The organism is Streptomyces europaeiscabiei (assembly GCF_001550375.1).
GTDB classification, from domain to species: domain Bacteria; phylum Actinomycetota; class Actinomycetes; order Streptomycetales; family Streptomycetaceae; genus Streptomyces; species Streptomyces europaeiscabiei.
Map to the genome: position 1 here is coordinate 1 of NZ_LRTR01000589.1, position 17,595 is coordinate 17,595.

The window sequence follows — 17,595 nt, forward strand, 5'->3', positions numbered from 1 at the left end:
GGCCGGCTGCCCGGTGGCCGCCCGCAGCGCCAGTGTCTCGGGGGTGGGCGCCTCGAACAGGTCACGGATCGCCAGCTCGGCGCCCAGTTCGGTGCGGGCGCGGCTGATCAGCCGCGTCGCGAGGAGCGAGTGGCCGCCCAGGTCGAAGAAGTTGTCCTCCGCGCCCGTGCGGGGCAGGCCCAGCACCTCGGCGAAGAGGCGGCACAGCACCTCCTCGACGGGGGTGCGCGGGCCGCGCCCGGCCGACAGGGCGACCGCGGGCTCGGCGTCCGGCAGGGCGCGCACGTCGAGCTTGCCGTTGTCGTTCATCGGCAGTCCGGGCAGGACCACGAAGGCGGCGGGCACCATGTAGCCGGGCAGCCGCTGTCCGAGGTCGTCGCGGAGCCGCCTGACGAGCGCGGTGTGGCCGCGTCCGGCGGCCGGGGTGTTCGCGTAGGGGGCGTCGTCGTCGCGGTCGGCGCGCGCCCGGTACAGGCCGGCCGTGCGCTCGGCCTCGCCGCCGGGGACGAACACGGCGTCGTAGAGCCCGGGTTCGGCGGACCAGGTGGTGAGCAGCCGGTAGCCGTGCGCCTCGGCCGTCTCCCGCAGGTCCTCCGGTTCCACGCCCGTGGCCGCGACGGCCGTCGGCCGGCCGGTGTCCAGGGCGCGCAGACCGGTGAGGTCGCCGACCGTGCGGGCATCCGGGACATCCCGCACCCGCAGCGGCCCGGTACCGTCGAGACGGGCGAGGAGCGCGTCCCGTCCGGTCCAGTCGAGGGCCGGGACCCCGTCCAGGGAGAGAGCCGGAGCCCCCTCGTACAGCACCACGTCGTACCGGTAGCGGGTCAGCTCGTTGTGGTGGCGGCCCGCCTTGGTGCGCAGGTCGACGCCGACGCCGAGGGTGGTGAACCAGTCCGGGTCGACCAGGAGTTCCTTCTCCAGGGCGAGACCGCGCTCCACCGCCCGGCGCAGGCTGTCGGGCCCGGTGTCCGTGTCGGCGCGGGCGGCCTGGATACCGGCCTGGAACACCCGGGCCTGCCGCAGGTCGCGGACGTCACCGAGGAACAGGGCGCCGCCGGGCGCGAGCAGGCCGAGCGCGCCGCGGATCACCTGGTGGAGGTGGTCCAGGCTCGGGAAGTACTGGATGACGGAGTTGATGACGACCGTGTCGAAGAAACCGGTGGGCAGGCCGTCGGTCACCTCGGCGGCCTGGCACCGGAGTTCGACCTTGGCGGCCAGCTCGGGGTCGGTGCTGATGCCCTCGGTGAGCTTGCGGATCACGGGCGCCGCGAAGTCGGTCGCCCAGTACGCCTCGGCGTCCGGGGCGAGCTTCGACAGCAGCAGGCCCGAGCCGACACCGATCTCCAGGATGCGGCGGGGCCTCAGCTCGCGGATGCGCTCCACGGTGGCCTCACGCCACTCGCGCATGTGCTCCACGGGGATGGGGGTGCCGTCGTAGGAGCTGTCCCAGCCGGCGAAGTCCTCGGTGAAGAGGGCGGTGCCGATCTCGGTGTACTCGGCGGAGTAGATCTCCTGCCACTCGCCGATCTGCTCCCGCTCGGCCGACTCGCGTGCCTCGGCGTCGGGTTCGGCGGGGACGACGTAGCCGACGAGGCGCTTGGTGCCGGGGGCGGTGGTGTCGTCCCGGGCGATGACGGCGGCCCGGGACACCTCGGGGTGCTGGACGAGAGCCGTCTCGATCTCGCCCAGCTCCACGCGGTAGCCGCGGATCTTGACCTGGTCGTCGGTACGGCCGAGGAAGTCCAGGTTGCCGTCCGAGCGGCGTCGTACGAGGTCACCGGTGCGGTACATGCGCTCGCCCGGCTGCCCGTACGGGTCGGCCACGAACCGCTCGGCGGTCAGGCCCGGCCGGTCGAGGTAACCGCGCGCCAGACCCACACCCGCGATGTACAGCTCACCGGCCACACCGTCCGGCACCGGCCGCAGCCAGGTGTCGAGGATGCGGGCCCGGGTGGCACGGATCGGCTTGCCGACGGTCGGGGTGGCGCTGTCCTCCGTACCACCGCCGAGCGTGTTGATCGTGTACTCGGTCGGACCGTACAGGTTGTAGCCGTACGTCCCCTCCGTGTCCCGCAGGGTGTTCCACACCGTCTCGGTGACGGCCTCGCCGCCGAGCAGCACCAGCGGCGGCCGGTGCCCCTCCAACAGGCCCTCCTCCAGCAGGAGATGGGCGTAGGTCGGGGTCACGTTGACGACGTCGACGCGGTGTTCCTCGCAGTACGCCACCAGCGCGGTCGCGTCCCGCCGCAGCTCCTCGTCGCAGACGTGGACCTCATGCCCTTCAACGAGCCACAGCAGCTCCTCCCAGGACATGTCGAACGCGAACGACACGGTGTGCGCGATCCGCAGCCGCCGCCCGCCCGCCGACGCGATGGCCGGTGCGAAGATCTCCTTCTGGTGGTTGAGCTGCATGTTCGTCAGACCGACGTACGGCGTGACGACACCCTTGGGCCGGCCCGTCGACCCCGAGGTGTAGATGATGTACGCCGGGTGGTCCAGGCTGAAGGTCACCGACACCGGATCGGCCGGGAGGGCCGCCAGCTCGGCCGCCACCGCCGGGTCGTCGAGCAGGACGCGCGGCGTGTCGCCCGTCAGCGTGCCCGACACGTGCTCCGTGGACAGCAGGAGCAGCGGACGGGCGTCCGCCAGCATCAGCGACAGCCGGTCCGCCGGGTGATCCAGCTCCAGCGGCAGATACGCCGAACCCGTCCGCAACACCGCGAACAGCGCCACCACCATGTCGATCGAGCGCGGCAGCCCGAGCGCGATCACCTTCTCGGGTCCGGCGCCCCGCGCGATCAGCAGCCTGGCCATGCGGTCGCAGCGCGCGTCGAGTTCGGCGTACGTCAGGGTCTGCGCGCCGAAGACCAGGGCGGTCTCGTCCGGGGTGCGGGCGGCCTGCGCGGCCAGCATGTCCGCCACCGTCTCGTGCGGCACGGGCTGCCGCTGCTCAGCCTCCTCGCGGGCGAGCGCGGCGGCCTCGGCGGGCAGCAGGGAGTCCAGCGAACCGACGGGCGCGTGCGGGTCGGCCACCAGCCGGCCCACCAGCAGCACGAAACGGTCCAACAGGCGCTGCGCGTAGGTGCCGTCCAGCACGTCGGGCCGGTAGGCGAGCGTCGCCCTGACCCGCTCGCCGGGCGTGACCACCAGATTCGCCGGGTAGTGCGTGGCGTCCACGTTGGCCACGGCCGTCGCGCCGTGCCGTTCGCGCAGCTCGGCCAGCCGCTCGTCGGTGTCGGCGTTGCGCAGCACGAACAGGGTGTCGAACAGCCGACGGTGACCCGACTCGGCCTGGAGCACACCCAGGCCCAGGTGCTCGAACGGCATGACCTCAAGGCGCTCGCCCTGGATGCGGCGCAGCAGGTCGAGGACCGGCTCACGCGCGTCGAAGGCGATGCGCGCGGGAACGGTGTTGAGGAACATGCCGATGACGTTCTCGACGTCGGGCACCTCGCTGGGCCGTCCGGCGACCGTCGTACCGAACGCGATGTCGGTGCGGCCGGTCGCGCCGGCCAGGACCAGACCCCAGGCCGCGTTGAGCACGGTGTTGAGGGTCAGACCGTGGCTCCGCGCGGTGTCGCGCAGCCGCTCGGCGACCGCCGCGTCGAGCACGGCGTCCAACTGCTCCGGGATCACCGGCTCCTGCCCCCGGTCGGAGGCGGCCGGCACCAGCAGCGTGGGCTCCTCGAAACCGGACAGGGCGGCGCGCCACGCGCGGGTGGCCTCGGTGTCGTCCTGCCGCTCCAGCCAGGTCAGATAGTCGCGGTACGAGCCGGGACGGGCGAGGCCCGCCGGATCGCCGCCGCGCTCGTACAGCGCGAACAACTGGTCCAGGAACAGCCAGGCCGACCAGCCGTCCCACAGGATCAGATGACGGCCGACGATCAGCCGGTCGCCGCGCCCCTCACCGAGCCGTACGAGCAGCATCCGGAAGAGCAGCGGGCGGGTGAGGTCGAACCGGCGGGACCGTGAGTCGTCCAGCAACTCCCTCATCCGCCGGTCCTGTTCGGCGGCCGGGAGCCCCGAGAGGTCCACTTCGGTCAGCGGGATCTCGGCGTCCCGCACGATGAACTGCACCGGCTGGCGCAGCCCCTCGCTGGTGAACCCGGCCCGGAGGCTGGGGTTGCGGTCCAGCAGGGTGCGCATGGCCGCCGACAGCCGCTCGGCGTCGACGCGTTCGGCGAAGTCGAAGGACTCGTGGACGGTGTAGACGTCCAGGGAGCTGTCGTCGAAGTTCGAGTGGAAGAACAGGCCCTCCTGGAGCGGGGCGAGGGGCCATACGTCCTCGATCCGGCCCGGAGCGAGCCGCTCGACCCGCTCCCGCTCCTCCTCGGTCAGCGTGAACGCGGACGCGACAGGGGTGTCCCCGGTGGCCGTCTCCTCGATGGCGGCCGTCGCCGCGAGCGCCGCCGGGGTGCGGTGCTCGAACACGTCGCGCGGGCCGATCGCCAGACCCGCGCGGCGGGCCCGGCTGGAGACGGCGATCGAGCTGATGCTGTCCCCGCCGAGCAGGAAGAAGTCGTCGTCGACCCCGACCTCCGCGAGCTTCAGCACGGCCGCGAAGATCTCGACGAGCAACTGCTCCCGGGGAGTGCCCGGGGCGCGGGTGACAGCGGCCCGTACGGCCTGCGGGGCGGGCAGCGCGGCCCGGTCCAGCTTGCCGCTGGGGGTGAGCGGAAGCGCGTCGAGGGCCACCCACGCACTCGGAACCATGGGGGCGGGGAGGGAATCGGTCAGGGCCTCGCGGAGGTCGTTCACCTCGGCGGCGCCTGCGACGGGCACGACGTAGGCGACGAGCGCATCGTCCCGTACCGTCACGGCGGCCTGCGCGACCTCCGGCAGCCGGACGAGCGCGGCCTCGATCTCCCCGAGTTCGATCCGGTTGCCGCGCAGCTTGACCTGACGGTCCGTGCGGCCCAGGTACTCGATGACCCCGTCCGCACGTCGCCGGACCAGGTCACCGGTGCGGTACATCCGGCTGCCGGGCGGCCCGTACGGGTCGGCGGTGAAACGCTCGGCGGTCAGCGCCGCGCGGGCGTGGTAGCCGCGGGCGAGCTGGACACCGGTCAGGTACAGCTCGCCGGGGACACCGTCGGGGACGGACCGCAGACAGGCGTCCAGGACCCGCAGGCCGGTGTTCCACACGGGACGCCCGATGGGCACGGACGTGCCCCGGTCCTCGTCGGAGGCATACGGGTGGTACGTGACGTCGACGGCCGCCTCGGTCGGGCCGTACAGGTTGTGCAGCGGCACGCCCGTCAGCGCGTGCCAGCGGCCCGCGGCGGCGACCGGGAGTGCCTCGCCGCTGCTCAGCACGCGGCGCAGCGTCGCCGACCAGGTGGGGTCGCCGGTGACCTCGTCGTGCTGGAGGAAGGCCTCCAGCATCGACGGCACGAAGTGCATGGTCGTGACGGCCTGTTCGCGTACGAGCCCGGCCAGGTAGGCGGGGTCGCGGTGGCCGTCCGGGCGGGCGAGCACCACGGTCGCTCCTTCGAGGAGCGGCCAGAAGAACTCCCACACCGACACGTCGAAGCTGGACGGCGTCTTCTGCAGCACCCGGTCGTCCGGGCCGAGCCCGTACTCGCCCTGCGTCCACGCGAGCCGGTTCACGACGGCGCGGTGGGTGACGACGACGCCCTTGGGGAGACCGGTCGAGCCGGAGGTGTAGATGAGGTAGGCGGGGTCGTCGGGGTGTGCGGCGGCGGGGGTGATGCCGTTCCCGGCAGGCTCGTCGTCCAGGGAGTCCAGCAGCAGCACCGAAGGAACTGAAGGAACGTTCCGCTCGGGCGACTGCGACTGCGACTGCGATTGTGACGGTCGGGACGCCTGCGGGAGCCGGTCGGCCGTCGTGGACAGCGTGACCACCGTCGTGGCGCCCGAGTCGGCGAGCATGTGGGTCACCCGGTCGGCCGGGTAGTCCAGGTCCACCGGCAGATAGGCGGCGCCCGACTTCAGTACGCCCAGCAGCGCCACCATCAGCTCCGCCGAACGCGGCACGGCGACCGCCACGAACGCTCCCGGCCGGGCACCCCGGCCGCGCAGACGTACGGCCAACTCCTCGGCGCGGGTGTCCAGTTCGGCGTAGCTCAGCCGCTCGCCCTCGAAGACGACGGCCGTCGCGTCCGGTGTCCGGGCGACCTGCGCCGCGAAGCCCTCGGCCAGGGTGGTCGCCGGTACGAGGCGTTCCTCCCCGGCCGGGCGGGCACGCAGTGCCTCGTCGGGGGAGAGCAGTTCGACGGAGGCGGCCGTGCGGTCCGGTGCCTCGGCGATGGCCTCCAGGACGCGGGCCAGGCGGTCGCCGAGCGCACGGGCGGTGTCGCCGTCGAGGCGTTCCGCGTGGTGCTTGAGCCGCAGGTCGAGCCGTCGGCCGGGCTTGACGACGAGGGCGAGGGGATAGTGCACGGCGTCGTGGAAGGAGTCGCCGGTGATCCGTACGGTGCCCGAGGCGTCCCGGAGGTCCGTCTCGGCGGGGTAGTTCTCGAACACCACGAGCGTGTCGAAGAGTTCGCCGGAGCCCGCGTGCCCGGTGAGGCGCTGGATCTCGGCGAGGCCCAGGTGCTGGTGGTCCAGCAGCCGGGCCTGCTCCTCCTGGAGCCGGACGAGCAGCGCCCCGAGGGATTCGCTCGGGGTCCAACGGAAGCGGGTCGGCAGGGTGTTGATGAACAGCCCCACCATCGAGGCGATGCCCTCGACCTCGCCGTCGCGCCCGGAGACCGTGGTGCCGAACACCACGTCGTCCCGGCCGGTCAGTCGGCCGAGCAGCAGACCCCAGGCGCCCTGCACCACCGTGCCGAGGGTGACCCCGTGCTCACGGGCCCGCTCGGTGAGCCGAGCGGTGGTCCGCTCGGACAGCTCCACCCGTACGTGGTCGGGCCGTACGGGAGCCTCGTCGGCCGGGTCGCCGACCAGCCGCGTCGGCTCGTCCAGCCCGGCGAGCGCGTCCAGCCAGGCGTCGCGGGCCGCGTCGCGGTCCTGCTCGGCCAGGCGGCGCAGGAAACCGCGGTAGGGGGCGACTTCGGGAAGGACGGGCACGTCGGTGCCGTAGGACGCCATCAGTTCGCGGTGCAGCACCGGCAACGACCAGCCGTCCGCGACAATGTGATGGAATGTCAGAATCAGTCGACTGCGCTCCTCGCCCAGCCGGACCAGGGCACAGCGCAACAGGGGCGGCGCGGCCAGGTCGAAGCCCCGGGCGCGCTCGTCGGCGGCCACCGCGTCGCCCAGCGACTCCCGGACCTCCCCGTCCTGGCACGACAGCTCGACCTCCCGCCACGGAAGCTCGGCGTCCCGCGTGACGATCTGCACCGGGGTGCCGTCCGGGCGCTGCCGGAAGGCGGCCCGCAGCGGCGCGTGCCGGTCCAGGAGGCTCTGCGCGGCCCGGCGCAGCACCGAGCCGTCGACGGGTCCGGCGAGGTCCAGGACCTGCTGGACGACATACGTGTCCCCGTCGGCGCCGCCGGTGAGGGAGTGGAAGAAGAAGCCCTGCTGGAGCGGGGTGAGCGGCAGCAGTTCCTCGACCGGCAGCGGGCGTGTGCCCTGGATCTCGGCGAGTTCGGCCTCGTCGACCTCCACGAGCGGGACGTCGGCGGTGTGCTCGGCGACCCGCTCGACGGCGGCCTTCGCCAGCGCCTCGACCGTACGGTGCCGGAACACCTCACGCGTGGTGAGCCTGAGGCCCGACTCCCGTGCCCGGATGAGGAGCTGGATGGCGCTGATGCTGTCGCCGCCGAGCGCGAGGAAGTCGTCCTCGGCCGTCACGGTGTCGAGCCCGAGCACCTCGGCGTACAGGGCGCACAGCAGCTTCTCGCGGGTGGTTCGCGGGGCGCGGCCGGAGCTCATGGTCGCGTAGTCCGGGGCGGGCAGCGCCCTCGCGTCGATCTTGCCGCTGGGCGTGACCGGCAGGGCGTGCAACGGGACGAACGCCGAGGGGACCATGTAGTCGGGCAGCCACTCGGCGGCGTGCCCGCGCAACGTCCGCATCAGCGCGCCGACGTCACGGAAGGGCGCGGGCCGGTTGGCGCGCGGATGGGCGTCGGCCGTCCGGTACAGCTGGCCGAAGGACCCGTCGAGGACGAGCACGGCGTCGAACGCCCCGTCGTCGGCGTTCCCGTTCCAGGTGAGCGCCGCCCGGTAGCCGTGCTCCGCCGCCAGCGCGTGCACGTCCTCCGGATCGGCTCCCGAGGACGCCTCCCGGCTGCTGCCGTCCAGCCGCCGCAGGTCCGCCAGGTCGTCCGCGAGGCGTGCGTTGGGCACACCGGTGACGCGGAGCCCGTCCGGCCGCCCGGCCAGCAGCTCCGCCAGCCCGCCGAGGCCGCCGACCGCCGCCCAGTCGGTCTCCGGCAGCTCCCGGGGGGCCGCCGGAGACCCCGGGCACAGCACGACGTCGTACCGGTACCGGCTCAGCTCGTTGTGGTGGGTGGCCCGCTTGATCCGGATCTCCGTGTCGTAGCCGTCGAGGGCGGCGAAGAAGTCGGGGTCGAGGAGGAGTTCGCCCTCCCAGCGCACCGACTGCTCGACGGCCGTCCGCAGCGCGCTCTTGTCCTCGCCGTCCCCCGTGTCTCCGGTCGCCCGCCGGGTCTCCACGGCCGCGCGCAGCGTACGCAGCAGCCGCAGGTTGCGGACATCGCCGACGAAGATCCGGCCGCCGGGCGCCAGCAGCCCCGACACCTGGCGCAGGACGTCGACGAGGTACTCCCCGCCGGGGAAGTACTGGGCGACCGAGTTGATGACGACCGTGTCGAAGTACCCGGCGGGGAGTCCGTCGGTGTCGTGGGCGGGCCGGGCCCGCAGCTCGACCTTCGCGGCGAGTTCCGGATCGGTGTCGACCTGGGCGCGCAGCGCCGCGACGGCCGCCGCCGAGAGGTCGGTGCCCCAGTAGGCCTCGCAGTCGGGCGCGATCCGGGACAGGATCAGACCGCTGCCGACACCGATCTCCAGCACCCTTTGGTTCGTGCCGAGTTCGCGGATGCGCTCGACCGTCGCGGCGCGCCACTCGCGCATCTCCTCGACGGGGATCGGCGTGCCGTCGTACATGCTGTTCCAGCCGGCGAAGTTCTCGCGGAGACCGGATCCGTCGCGGGTGTCGTCGGAATCGGTGGAGTCCGTGGAGTCCTCGGAACCGGCCGCCCCGTAGAGGAGTTCGTGCAGCTCCTTCCACTCCTCGACCCGCGCGTCCGGATCCGCGTCGCGCGGCCCGTCGAGGGCGGGGACGACATAGGCGGCGAGGCGGCGGTCACCGGGCCGGTCCTCGCGGACGACCACGGTGACCTGGTCGACGGCCGGGTGGCCGCGCAGCACCGACTCGATCTCGCCCGGCTCGATACGGAAGCCGCGGATCTTCACCTGCGCGTCGGCGCGCCCGAGGAACTCCAGCCGCCCGTCGGCCCGCCAGCGCACCAGGTCACCGGTGCGGTAGAGCCGCTCGCCGGGCTCCCCGAACGGGTCGGCGACGAACCGCTCGGCGGTCAGGTCCGGCCGCCCGAGATAGCCCCGGGCCAGGCCGGCGCCGCCCAGGTACAGCTCACCGGTGACCCCGGCCGGGACGGGCCGCAGGAACGCGTCCAGGACGTACGCCCGGGTCCCCGGGTCGGGCACGCCGATCGGGACGATCGCCCCGGCCGGGATGTCCGGATCGCACAGTCCCAGCGTGGAGTTGGTGGTGGCCTCCGTCGGGCCGTACGCGTTGAACATCATCCGCCCGCGCGCGTACCGCCCCACCAGCTCGGGGGAGACCCGCTCGGTGCCCGCCAACAGCGTGGCGGTCGGCGGCAGTTGCACGTCCTCGGGCATGGCGGCCAGCAGCGCGGGCGGCAGGATCATGAAGGTGATGCCGTGCCCGTTCGCGTAGTCCGCGAGCGGCGCGCCGGGCACCCGCAGCTCCGCCGGGACGACGACGAGCCGGCCGCCGGACAGCAGTCCGAGGCACAGGTCCCAGAACGCGACGTCGAAGCTCGGCGAGGCGAACTGCAGCACCCGGCTGTGCGGGCCGATGCCGAACCGCTCGCTCTGCGTGGCCACCAGCTTCGCCACACCACCGTGCGAGAGGGCCACACCCTTGGGTCGGCCCGTGGAGCCCGAGGTGTAGATCACATAGGCGGCGTTCAGCACGGTGAGCGGTGCCCCGCGGTCCGCCTCGGTGGGGTCGTGGGTCGGCCGCTCGGCCAACTCGGCCGCCGTGACGGGCGAGTCCAGCTCCAGGAGGGCCATGCCCTCGACCGGGTCGGGGAGGTCCCGCGCGGTCTCCCCGGTGGTCACCATGCAGACGGGCCGCGCGTCGCCCAGCATGTACGCGATCCGGTCCGCCGGGTAGTCGTGGTCGATCGGCAGATAGGCGGCGCCCGACTTGAGGACCGCCACCTCCGCGACGATCAGTTCGGCGGAGCGCGGCAGCGCCAGGGCGATGATCCGCTCAGGGCCCGCACCCCGCGCGATCAGCGCGTGCGACAGGCGGTTCGCGCGCTCGTCCAGCTCGGCGTAGGTGAGTTCCTCGTCCTCGAAGACCAGTGCCACGGAGTCCGGCCGCTGCCGCACCTGCTCGGCGAACATCGCGGGCCAGGTGTCCGCGGGCACCGTGTGCGCGGTGTCGTTCCAGTCGAGGACGACCTGGCGGTACTCCTCGGGGCTCATCAGATCCAGGCGGGCGACCGGCGTCCCGGGCCGGGCCAGCGCGTCGGCGAGGAGCGTGCGGTAGTGGCCGAGGAGCCGGTCGATCGTCGTACCGTCGAAGATGCCGGGGTGGTACGACGCCCGTGCCGAGCCGTCGCGCACCTCAAGCAGCACGTCGACCGGGGCGGGCAGCTCACCGGCGGGCCGCGCGGCCGTGGCGAAGACCGTGTTGAAGAACAGCCCGCCGCCGCGCGTCGGCCGGGGCCGCAGCTCGTCGACCAGGAGCCCGACCGGCACCCGGTTGGTCTCCGCCTCCTCGTGCGCCTGCGTCACCCGACGCACCAGCTCGGCGAACGTCGGCTCGTGCTCGACGGACACCCGCAGCGGGAGCCCGTCATGGCCCACGGTCAGGTCCGTCGCGCCGGTGTAGCGGTGCAGCAGGGCGACGAACGCCGCGAGTCGTACGGCGTCGGGGGCATCCGGAACATCCGCCAGAGCGCGCGTGTCCCGTTCGAGAAGCGGCTGCGGCGGGTGGGGCCGATCGGCGGGCAGTGAGATCTCGAGCGGCAGCGATGTCAGCAGCCGCCGCCAATAGGCCAGGACTTCCTCGGTACCGCACACAGCAGTGAGCCTTCCCACCAGGTCGGGGTCCGGTTCTGAGCCGGGTCGCCGACATACTAAGGTAAGGGTTACCTAATTCACAGGGTGCTCATAGTGGGAGTTGCCCCGAGGGCGGGGCGGCAATCCATGGAGGACCTACAGTTCAACCCGCACTCGCCCTACAGTTAAGGCAAGCCTCATCAAAGAAAGTTGAAGACGTGGGGACCTCTACGGTCCGGGCGGCGAAAGGCCCCCGCGCGGCACTGCTGCTGACGCTCTCGGGCGTGGCCCTGCTCACACTGTGCGCCCTGTCGATGGCGTTCGGTGCGCTCGGCGTCCCTCTCGACCAGGTGTGGCACACCCTGCTCGGCGACGCCCCCAACTCCCGTATCGACAGTGTCATCTGGTCCGTGCGCGTGCCACGCACCGCCCTCGGCCTGGCCACCGGCGCCGCCCTCGGTCTCTCGGGCGCGCTGATGCAGGCGCTGACCCGCAATCCGCTCGCCGACCCCGGCATCCTCGGTGTCAGCGCGGGCGCGGCCTTCGCGGTCGTCCTGTCGGTCGGTGTACTCGGCATCGCATCGGTGTACGGCTACATCTGGTTCGCCTTCGGCGGCGCGTTCGTCGCCAGCGTCCTGGTGTACCTCCTCGGCGGGCTCGGCCGGTCCGGCTCCACCCCGGTCAAACTCGCCCTGGCCGGCGTCGCCGTGACCTCCCTGCTGTTCTCGCTGACCAGCGCCATCGCCCTCACCGACCCGGACGCCCTCAACCGCTACCGCTTCTGGAGCGCGGGCTCGCTCGCCAACCAGGACGAGGGGGTACTCCTGCGCGTCCTGCCGTTCCTGGCCGTCGGTGCGATCCTGGCCCTCGCCTGCGCCCCGGCCCTCAACAGCCTCGCCCTCGGTGACGACGTGGCCAAGTCGCTCGGCCTCAAGCTCGGCCTGGTCCGCGTCCAGGGTGTCATCGCCGTCACCCTGCTCACCGGGGGAGCGGTCGCCGTCATCGGGCCCGTCGTCTTCGTCGGCCTGGTCGTCCCGCACATCGCCCGCGTCCTCGCCCAACTGGCGGGCGTCGGCCCGGACCACCGCTGGCTGCTGCCCCTGTCGGCCGTCCTCGCCCCCTGCCTCCTGCTGGCCGCCGACATCGCGGGCCGGCTGATCGCCCGCCCGACCGAGATCCAGGCGGGCATCCTCGTCGCCTTCATCGGCGGCCCCTTCTTCATCGCGCTGGTCCGCCGCCGACGCCTCGCGGAGCTGTGACATGACCTCTCGACCGGGGAGGCGGGGCCCCATGGCCGGTGAGCCGTGGGGGACCTGGCCGGTGACCGCCGAACTGCGAGGCTCCCGGCCCGTGACCGCCGAGTTGTGTGGGTCGCGGGTGTTGTCCGGTGAGCTGCGGAACGGGGGGCCGGTGGCCGCCGAGCCCCGGGGATCGCGGGTGTCGTCCGGTGAGTCGTGGAACAGCGGTCCCGTGGCCGCCGAGCCGTGGGCTTTCCGGGTGTTGTCCGGTGAGCTGCGGAGCGGCGGTCCCGTGGCCGCCGAGCCGTGTCGATCGCGGGGGAGCTTCGGCGAACCGCCGCCCGGTGGCACCGTGGCCGCCGCGCCGCTGGAATGCGGCCTCGCGGCCACCGGGCCATGGCAACGCCGGTCAGTGGTCTTCGAAACCGTGCCACCAGGGGCCCATGACGACCGAATCCGTGGAGCTGTGAGCCGATGACGACCGACCTCGCGCCCGTGCCGCCCCCGAAAGGTGCCGCGGATCCGACCTCCAGGCGCCGCACGGCCGACCGCCTAGCCTTCCGGCTCCCGGCGCCGCCCGTCTCCGGCGTCGTACGCCCCCGCCTGCTGGCCGTCTCCCTGCTGCTCGCGGCCGCCGCGTTCCTGGCGTTCGCCGTGGAGACCTCCGTCGGGGACATCGACCTCCCGCTCACCGATGTGCTGAAGGCCCTGGTGGGCACGGGCGACCCCGGCACCGAACTGATCGTGCACGAACTGCGATTGCCGCGCGCCCTGGCCGGTCTGCTCGTCGGCATCGCGTTCGGCATCTCCGGGGCCCTGCTGCAGACCGTGACGCTCAACCCGCTGGCCAGCCCCGACATGATGGGCATCACCCAGGGCGCCGGCGCGGTGGTCGTCGCCGGGATCGTCCTCGGCTGGGACGGCGGCCTCAGCACCCAGGCCCTGGGTCTGCTGGGCGCCTTGACCGCCGGGCTGCTGGTGTACGTCCTGGCCTGGAAACGCGGCACCACCGGCTACCGCATCGTCCTCGTCGGCATCGGCATCGCCTGGATCTGCACCAGCATCACCGACTACCTCCTGGCCCGCGGCCAGCGCTTCCAGGCGCAGGCCGCCCTCGGCTGGCTCGTCGGAAACCTCAACGGCCGCACCTGGGAACAGATCGGCCCGCTCGCCGTCACCATGGCCGTGCTCGTGCCCCCGGCGGTGCTCCTCGGCAGGCAGATCCGCGTCCTGCAACTCGGGGACGACGTCGCCAAGGGCCTCGGCACCCGGGTCCACATCGTCCGGGTGGCCGTCCTGCTCATCTCGGTCGGGCTCGTCGCCTTCGGCACGGCGACCGCCGGACCCGTCGCCTTCGTGGCGCTCGCCGCACCCCAGGTCGCCCAGCGCCTGGCCGGCACCCCGTTCCCGCCGCCCGTCGCGGCGGGGCTCACCGGTGCCGTGATGGTGCTCGTGTCCGACCTCGCCGCCCGGACGATCATCCCCGACACCGAACTCCCGGTCGGGATCGTCACCGGGGTACTCGGCGCACCCGTACTGCTGTGGCTGCTCATCCGCGCCAACCGCGCCGGTTCTGGAGGCTGAAGACGTGTCATCGAAGTACGAACCGGCCACGAAGCACGACGCCCGTGCCGAAGCGCGTGCCGACTCCCGGGCAGAGGCTCACGTCGACGCCCGCGCCGACGGCGAGGCCGTCGACCGCAACGGCGGTCCCGTCGACGGCCCCGAGCTGCGCGCCGAGGGCCTGCGCCTGGCCTACGACGACCGGATCGTCGTCGAGGACCTCGACCTGGTCGTCCCCACCGGCCGCGTCACCGCGATCGTCGGCGCCAACGCCTGCGGGAAGTCCACCCTGTTGCGCGCCCTGGCCCGGCTGCTCACACCCAAGGCCGGTGCAGTCCACCTCGACGGCCGCTCGGTGCACTCCATCCCGACCCGCACCCTCGCGCAGAAGCTCGGAATCCTCCCGCAGACCCCCGTCGCCCCCGAGGGGCTGACGGTCATCGACCTGGTGGGGCGCGGGCGTTCACCGCACCAGACCTGGTGGCGGCAGTGGTCGCAGGGCGACGAGGAGGCCGTGCACGAGGCGCTGCGGGCCACCGCCATGACGGACCTCGCCCACCGGCCCGTCGACGAACTCTCCGGCGGACAGCGGCAACGCGCCTGGATCGCCATGGCCGTCGCCCAGGGCACGCCCGTGATGCTGCTGGACGAGCCGACGACCTACCTCGACCTCGCCCACCAGATCGACGTCCTCGACCTGGTCACCGACCTCAACCGGCTGCAGGGCCGCACGGTCGTCATGGTCCTGCACGACCTCAACCAGGCCTGCCGGTACGCCGACCACATCATCGCCATGAAGAACGGGCGTGTCGCGGGCGAGGGCGCTCCTGCCGACGTCATCACCGCCACGATGGTCGAGGACGTCTTCGGGCTGCGCTGCGTCGTCGGTGAGGACCCCGTCAGCCGCACCCCGATGGTCATCCCGATGGGCCGCCACCACGAGGGAACGGACGCGGACTCGGACCCGGTGCCCGTGTAGGGCACCGTCGGCCGACGTGCGGCCGACGGTGCCCTCGGGCTCACTGGTCCCGAGCGGCAACGGGCCCGTGAGGGGTCGAGAGACGGGTCGTCACCCGTGAGCCGTCACCCGTGAGGGGTCCTGTACGGGCCCCTCAGCCCTGCGAGTTCACGGCCGGGCCGTCAGGTAACCGCCCATCGTGCGGAAGTAGTCCGTCGCCGCGTACTCCGTGCCGTCCTCCGTCCGAACCCGCTTGACCACCAGCCCCGGCAGCCGTCCGGAACGGGCCTCGGCGCCGGCCACGATGACGATCCCGTCGCCCTCCCGGATGAAGATCCGCCCGGGCGTGCCGCCGTAACGTCCCTCGGACACGGCCGCCGAGACGATCCGGATCCGCTCGCCGCGGTGGTGGGTGAACGCGTTGGGATACGGGTCGGACTGGGCCCGTACGAACCGTTCCAGGTCCTCTGCGGGCCAGGTCCAGTCGATCCGGCTGTCCTCGGGGGACCGCTTGTGGAAGAAGCTCGACCGGGAGCGGTCCTGGGGTGTCCACACGGCCCTGCCCGAGGCGATGAGTTCGAGCGAGTCGGTGACGAGCGGGCCGATCAGGTCGACCGTGCGGTGGAACAGGTCCGTCGCCGTGTCGTGCGGCCCGACCTGCACCGAACGCTGCAACAGCACGTCACCCATGTCGAGTTCGGGGTCCATGCGGTGGGCCGTGACACCGACCTCCTTCTCGCCGTTGATGAGCGCCCAGATCAGCGGGGAGAACCCCGCGTACGTGGGGAGCAGCGAGTCGTGGATGTTGAGCGTGCCGTGCGGTGGCAGATCGAAGATCTCGGGCGGCAGCCAGGTACGCCAGTTGTTGGCCACGATGAGGTCCGGATCTGCCTCCTTGAGCACGCGCAGGAGTTCGTCGTCGTCCGGGCGATTGCGCAGCAGCACGGGCACACCGTGCTGTTCGGCGAGATCGGCGACCGAGTCGCTCCAGATCTTCTCGTACGCGTGGTCGCTCTTCGGATGGGTGACTGCCAGGACCACTTCGTGGCCGGAATCCAGCAGTGCCTGCAGTGTCCGGTGTCCCCAGGTCTGGTACCCGAACATAACGACCCGCATATGAGCCCTCCTCAGCCGTTGCTAGGTAAGGCTTACCTTATCTAACATGTCTCTGCTGGGGGAGCTGTGTTCCACCTTGTGAATCTCTGTGACCTGTACTACGAAAGGCGATGACGCGGTGACGACGCTGCACACCGGGCCGGAAATCTACGACGTACTGGGTATCGGATTCGGCCCATCGAATCTCGCACTCGCCATCGCGCTCCACGAACAGTCCGCGAACGCCGGTACGCAGGGCGGGCTGCGGGTCGGGTTCCTGGAGAGACAACCCCGGTTCGGCTGGCACCGCGGGATGCTCATCGACGACGCCACCATGCAAGTGTCCTTCCTGAAGGACCTGGTGACGATGCGCGATCCCACCAGCGACTTCAGCTTCCTGTGCTATCTGCGCGACCGGGGCCGGCTCGTCGACTTCCTCAACCTGAAGACCCTCTTCCCCCTGCGCATCGAGTTCCACGACTACTTCGAGTGGGCCGCCGCCCGTGTCTCGCACCTCGTCGAGTACTCCGCCGAGGTCGTCTCCGTGCGCCCCGTCACCCGGGACGGCGAGGTCCGCTACTTCGACGTCACCAGCCGCACCCCCGGCGACCCGGAACGGTTCACCGTCCGGCGTGCCCGCAGCATCTGCGTGGCCGCCGGTCTGGAACCGCACCTCCCGCCCGGCGCGGCGCTGTCCGACCATGTCTGGCACACCAGTGAGTTGCTGCCCCGCGTCGAGCAGGCCCAACGCTCGGGACGGCCGATACGCCGTGCCGTCGTCCTGGGCGCCGGACAGAGCGCGGCGGAGGCCGTGGACTACCTCCACCGCAGCTTCCCCGAGGCCGAGATCTGCTCCGTGTTCGCCAAGTACGGCTACACACCCGCCGACGACAGCCCCTTCGCCAACAAGATCTTCGACCCCGAGGCCGTCGACCTGTACTACGGCGCGCCCCGCGAGGTGAAGCAGTCGCTCTTCGACTACCACCGCAGCACCAACTACTCCGTCGTGGACATGGACCTGATCGAGTCGCTGTCGCGGTCCATGTACCAGGAGAAGGTCCAGGGCCGGGAGCGGCTGCGGATGATGAACGTCTCCCGCCTGCGCGAGGTGGAGGCGGGCACGGACGACGTCAAGGTGACGGTGGAGTTCCTGCCGACGGGGGAGCGCGAGGTCCTCTCCGCCGACCTCCTCGTCCACGCCACGGGCTACCGGCCGCGGGGCATCGGCGACAACCTGGGGGAGATCGGCAAACTCTGCCTGCGCGACGACGAGGACGCCCTGCAGGTCGGCCGCGACCACCGGGTGGCCACCGCCCCCGAGGTCACCGCGGACATCTACCTCCAGGGCGGCACCGAACACACCCACGGCCTCACCTCGACCCTGCTGTCCACCACCGCCGTCCGCGCCGGGGAGATCTGCGACTCCCTTCTTGCCCGCCGTGCGAAGGGCCTGACGGCGACGGAGGCGTGAGCGGCTGACACCGGGGGCGGGTACCGCGCGGCGCCCGCCCGGCTACCGGCGGTCGGCGTCCGCGT

Annotated in this window: 6 protein-coding genes; 4 read left to right on the forward strand and 2 right to left on the reverse strand. The window is 72.3% G+C overall.

The genetic code is table 11. The features are described 5' to 3' along the window. Positions 1-11,226, reverse strand: an 11,226-nt coding sequence (locus AWZ10_RS28215; RefSeq protein ID WP_159058369.1) for a non-ribosomal peptide synthetase, incomplete at its 3' end; no start/stop codon positions are given. A gap of 197 nt (positions 11,227-11,423) precedes the next feature. On the opposite strand from AWZ10_RS28215, the gene AWZ10_RS28220 reads away from it, so the two are divergent. From AWZ10_RS28220 to AWZ10_RS28230, 3 genes are all read left to right on the forward strand, one after another. Further along, complete coding sequence (locus AWZ10_RS28220; RefSeq protein ID WP_046703690.1) at positions 11,424-12,464, forward strand: FecCD family ABC transporter permease; 1,041 nt, start codon at positions 11,424-11,426, stop codon at positions 12,462-12,464. 453 nt (positions 12,465-12,917) lie between these two features. Continuing rightward, on the forward strand, positions 12,918-14,027 hold the full coding sequence (locus AWZ10_RS28225) for a FecCD family ABC transporter permease (protein ID WP_046703689.1): 1,110 nt from the start codon (positions 12,918-12,920) through the stop codon (positions 14,025-14,027). A gap of 145 nt (positions 14,028-14,172) precedes the next feature. Next, a complete protein-coding gene (locus AWZ10_RS28230) occupies positions 14,173-14,985 on the forward strand; it encodes an ABC transporter ATP-binding protein (RefSeq protein ID WP_208618563.1) in 813 nt (270 codons plus the stop codon). Between the two features lie 147 nt (positions 14,986-15,132). On the opposite strand, the gene AWZ10_RS28235 is transcribed toward AWZ10_RS28230, so the two are convergent. Further along, positions 15,133-16,080: a methionyl-tRNA formyltransferase gene (locus AWZ10_RS28235; RefSeq protein ID WP_046703687.1), complete on the reverse strand. Its 948-nt coding sequence runs from the start codon at positions 16,078-16,080 to the stop codon at positions 15,133-15,135. Positions 16,081-16,198: 118 nt separating this feature from the next. Here AWZ10_RS28235 and AWZ10_RS28240 point away from each other — a divergent pair, with 118 nt between their 5' ends. Then, positions 16,199-17,530, forward strand: coding sequence for a lysine N(6)-hydroxylase/L-ornithine N(5)-oxygenase family protein (locus AWZ10_RS28240; protein ID WP_060892372.1), 1,332 nt, complete (start codon positions 16,199-16,201; stop codon positions 17,528-17,530). Positions 17,531-17,595 lie beyond the last annotated feature (65 nt).

Excerpts from the sequence above, each read along its gene's own strand:
- AWZ10_RS28225 (WP_046703689.1), top strand. The coding sequence starts at position 12,918 with ATGACGACCGACCTCGCGCCCGTGCCGCCCCCGAAAGGTGCCGCGGAT.
- AWZ10_RS28235 (WP_046703687.1), bottom strand. The coding sequence starts at position 16,080 with ATGCGGGTCGTTATGTTCGGGTACCAGACCTGGGGACACCGGACACTG.